The following is a 2,205-nucleotide window of genomic DNA, read 5'->3' as shown; positions in this document are numbered from 1 at the left end:
GAAGGGCAACGCTGCACGAGCCGGCGTTGCAGGTCGCGGGGCACGACGACGCCGTTCCGGTGCCGGTCGCGCAGTTGCCGACGAGGCACTGGTTCCCGGAGTAGACCCGGTACGACGTGGCGCCCGGCGACGCTTTCCAGTTCACGACGTAGTGGTACCTGCCCTTCACGCCGGCGTCGCACGCGAGCTGCGACACGGCCAGGCCCAGCTGCACGGGATGCAGCTTGGCGGCAGCCGGGCCCATCGCCGCCAGAGCGGCGCAGGCCGCCAGCGCCAGCAGAAGCATCGCTTTCAGTTGCCGCATTCCGTCTCCCTCCTGTTTCCGGCCGTCACTTCTGACGGAATTCCTTGTTCCACATCCGCTCGAGCTCGGCATGCATGGCCGGGCTCGGGTTGCCTATCGGCGCCGGCCGCCCCTTCTCGTGCAGCCTGCCGTAGACCACGCCGCGGGCCCGCGAATACAGCAGCAGCAGGTTGTTGTCGGCGCAGTCGTGCGGCTTGCAGGGCGTCGCCACCTGGTAGTCCTCCCCGCCGATGAAGACCTGGCGGACGAGGGCGCTGTTGCTCATCGTCGCGAGCCACTTCTCCTTCGCCCTCGGGCCCAGGGCGCCGAGGTAGGCGGCCTTGAACTTCGCGTCCTTGAGCAGGTCGGCGGTGGTCGTCATTCCGTCGGCGCCGTGGACGCTGCCGGCCATCGACGCTGCCGCCAGCGCCGCGACGGCTGCCTTTTTCGCGATCCGCATCCAGCCGTTCATGACGTCCCTCGCTCGGTGCAGCGCAAGAATAGGCAGGGCTGCCGCGCACGGCAGCCCCCATTTGGGAGTGATCGCACGTAAGCTGGGCAGCTTGTGGGCTGTGGGTCGAGCGACATGGCGGAGTCCCTGCACGAGGAGCTGATCGACGCGGTGTATCGCGTCGTGCTCGATCCTGCGGCGTGGCAGGACGTCATGGGGCTGATGCAGAAGAGCTTCCCCTCGGCGGCGCAGACTTTCTACTTCCTGCACCTGCATCCGCGCCGCATCCAGGCCGTCTGCCTGGCCGGCGTCGACCCGGTATGGCTGAAGGACTTTGACGCCCTCTACTTTGCCGCGGACAACCCGTGGATCCGCCTGACGCAGCGCCTGCACCGACCCGGCGTCGTGCGCACCAACGAGCGGCTCGACGGCGTGCTGCAGGAGCGCGGTGCGCTGTACCGATCGTCCTACTACAACGAGTGGATGCGGCCGCACGGCTTCAAGTACAGCCTCGGCAACACGCTGGTCGCCGAAGGCGGACTGGTCGCGAACATCACGCTGTTCAGACCGCCCGACATGAAGACCTTCGGCGACGCCGAGGTGCGGACCTTCGAGGCCCTCAGCAAGCACATGACCCGGGCGCTGCAGATGGCGATCCGGCTCGACCACCCGCAGAACTGTCCCTCGGTCGCCGCGCTCTTCGACAGCATGGCGCAACCGATCGCCGTCGTCGACGCGCAGCGCCGGGTGAGCTACGCCAATGCAGCCATGGAGTCGCTTCTGCGCCGTCGCGACGGACTGGCGTCGCGGCACGACGAGCTCGTCGCCACCGGCAGCGGCGCGCAGGCGGCCCTGGTCGCGCACGTCGCGCACGTCGCGCGTGCCGCGTCGATGCGTGCCGCGGCGGTCGGCTCGGAATCGCTGACCGTCGCCGACGGCAAGGGCGGCCACCTGACCCTGCGCTGCGCGCCGCTGGTCGGCCGGATGGGCGCGACATCGCCCGCGAAGCCTGCTTTCCTTCTGCTGGTCACGCAGCCTGCACCGGCGCCGTCGGAACCGGGCGCGGCGCTGCGCCGCATCCATGGCTGCACGGCCACCGAGGCCCGGCTCGCGCAGCTCATCGCCGACGGCCACGGACTGCGCGACGCCGCCCACGAGATGGGCGTCACGTACGGCACCGCGCGCGCCTACCTGAAGACCGTGTTCCAGAAGACCGGCGTCCACACGCAGGCGCAGCTCGTTACGCTCGTCCTCGGCGGACGGCAGGCAGGCGCCGGCGATCGGGTCTAGCGCGTTCGGGGGCCGACGAACGCGCCAAGGACGCGCGCTGGACTCCGATCGAGGCGCATCTCGAGCCCGACCGGGCCCATGGCGAAGGCGAAGCGCTCCCGCGCCGGCGTGCCGTCGCGGGTGCCGACCCGCTCGATGGCGAAGCCGCCGAGCAGCATGGCGATGGCCATCTTCATCTCGA

Annotated in this window: 4 protein-coding genes; 1 reads left to right on the top strand and 3 read right to left on the bottom strand. The window is 70.0% G+C overall.

Annotated features, from left to right (window positions below; all coding sequences use genetic code 11):
• Together AC30N0_RS10720 and AC30N0_RS10715 are read right to left on the bottom strand one after the other, a co-directional pair.
• Positions 1-304, bottom strand: a 304-nt coding sequence (locus AC30N0_RS10720; protein WP_489517902.1) for a hypothetical protein, incomplete at its 3' end; no start/stop codon positions are given.
• A gap of 25 nt (positions 305-329) precedes the next feature.
• The gene (locus tag AC30N0_RS10715) at positions 330-755 is read right to left on the bottom strand and encodes an Ivy family c-type lysozyme inhibitor (RefSeq protein WP_489517901.1); all 426 of its coding nucleotides are present in this window, start codon (positions 753-755) and stop codon (positions 330-332) included.
• Between the two features lie 114 nt (positions 756-869).
• On the opposite strand from AC30N0_RS10715, the gene AC30N0_RS10710 reads away from it, so the two are divergent.
• Positions 870-2,024 carry a helix-turn-helix transcriptional regulator gene (locus tag AC30N0_RS10710; protein WP_489517900.1) on the top strand — a complete coding sequence of 385 codons (1,155 nt, stop codon included), beginning with the start codon at positions 870-872 and terminating at the stop codon, positions 2,022-2,024.
• Here AC30N0_RS10710 and AC30N0_RS10705 read toward each other — a convergent pair.
• A partial coding sequence (locus AC30N0_RS10705) for a hypothetical protein (protein WP_489517899.1) occupies positions 2,021-2,205 on the bottom strand: 185 nt, incomplete at its 5' end. The two genes, AC30N0_RS10710 and AC30N0_RS10705, sit on opposite strands and share 4 nt — an antisense overlap.

Source organism: Rhizobacter sp. (genome assembly GCF_031412495.1).
Taxonomy (GTDB): Bacteria; Pseudomonadota; Gammaproteobacteria; order Burkholderiales; family Burkholderiaceae_C; genus Schlegelella_A.
The sequence above is the reverse complement of the archived record's forward strand: the minus strand, read 5'-3'. Positions and strand labels throughout refer to the sequence as shown.